This window comes from Nocardioides sp., from assembly GCF_036267815.1.
Classification (GTDB): domain Bacteria; phylum Actinomycetota; class Actinomycetes; order Propionibacteriales; family Nocardioidaceae; genus Nocardioides.
The window spans coordinates 1-1,696 of sequence record NZ_DATAVI010000017.1 but is presented as its reverse complement, the minus strand read 5'-3'; the positions used below and the strand labels follow the sequence as shown (position 1 = coordinate 1,696).

Here is a 1,696-nt window from a genome sequence, read left to right as displayed (position 1 = left end):
CGGACTCGCGATAGGGCGTCGAGTCCGAGCTCATCGGAGCAGCATGCAGCGGTCGGGTGAGAGCAGGGTAAGAGGCGTGAGCATTCTCAGGTGGCTCTCAGGGTCAGGACTGGTCGGGCGCGCGGTGCGCCTCGGTGTAGTACGCGGCGGCCAGCAGGAGGCACGAGCCGAGAACGGCGACGCTGGCCGCGATGAGGACGACGGTGGACACGGGGGGCTCCTTACTGAACTCAATGTGGGTCACGGGAGCATCGGCACCCGCCCGAAGCCGCATCGAAGACGTCCGTAAGACGTGCGTAGGAGCCGCCGGATGAGCTTCGCGACGCGCCGTCCGGGTACGTACCGCCGTGGCGCGCCGTGCGTGCCTAGAGTAAGGACAACTGCGTCTGAAACCAGGAGTTTTTGAGACATGCCCCCCACCAACAGCTTCGACGCGAAGGCCACGCTCAGCGTCGGCGACACCACGTACGACATCTACCGCCTGGACGCGCTGCAGTCCAAGTTCGACATCGCCCGGCTGCCGTTCTCGCTCAAGATCCTGCTGGAGAACCTGCTGCGCAACGAGGACGGCGAGTCCATCCGCGCTCAGGACGTCGAGGCACTGGCCACATGGAACGCCAAGGACGAGCCCTCCAAGGAGATCGCCTTCACCCCCGCGCGCGTGGTCATGCAGGACTTCACCGGGGTCCCAGCGGTCGTGGACCTGGCCGCGATGCGCGATGCGATGAAGGAGATGGGGGGCGACCCCAACAAGATCAACCCGCTCGTGCCCGCCGAGCTGGTCATCGACCACTCCGTGCAGGTCGACGCCTACGGCACCCCGCAGGCCTTCCAGCGCAACGCCGAGCTGGAATTCGAGCGCAACAAGGAGCGCTACGCGTTCCTGCGCTGGGGCCAGGGCGCCTTCCACAACTTCAAGGTCGTCCCGCCTGACACCGGGATCGTGCATCAGGTCAACCTCGAGTATCTGGCGCGCGTCGTGTTCGTCGATGGTGAGCGCAACCTGGCCTACCCCGACACGCTCGTCGGGACCGACTCGCACACCACGATGATCAACGGCCTGGGCGTGCTGGGCTGGGGTGTCGGCGGTATCGAGGCCGAGGCGGCAATGCTCGGCCAGCCGATGTCGATGCTCATCCCGCAGGTGCTGGGCTTCAGGCTCACCGGCGAGCTGCAGGAGGGGGCGACGGCCACCGATCTCGTGCTCACGGTGACCGAGATGCTGCGCGAGCGCGGGGTCGTCGGCAAGTTCGTCGAGTTCCACGGCGCCGGCCTCGCCGGCCTGCCGCTGGCTGACCGGGCGACGATCGGCAACATGTCCCCGGAGTTCGGCTCGACCTGCGCCATCTTCCCGATCGACGCCGAGACACTGCGCTACCTGGAGTTCTCCGGGCGCCCGCGCGAGCAGATCGCGCTCGTCGAGGCCTACGCCAAGGAGCAGGGCCTGTGGCACGACGAGAACTCTGAGGAGCCGACGTTCTCCGACAACATCGAGCTCGACCTGTCCGAGGTGGTGCCGAGCATCGCCGGACCCAAGCGCCCGCAGGACCGCGTGTCGCTGACCGAGTCGCGCGACGCCTTCCGGATGGCGCTGGAGGACCTCGTCGGTGACGACGAGTCAGAGGACAGCGAGGACGAAAGCCTGGCCGACAGCTTCCCGGCGTCGGATCCGGTGTCCACGCACGTCCCCAACGGC

General features: G+C 67.3%; 1 protein-coding gene. It reads left to right on the top strand.

Going from position 1 to position 1,696, the window contains the following annotated elements; all coding sequences use genetic code 11:
• Positions 1-409: 409 nt before the first annotated feature.
• A partial coding sequence (locus VHW64_RS03180; protein WP_329649059.1) for an aconitate hydratase occupies positions 410-1,696 on the top strand: 1,287 nt, incomplete at its 3' end.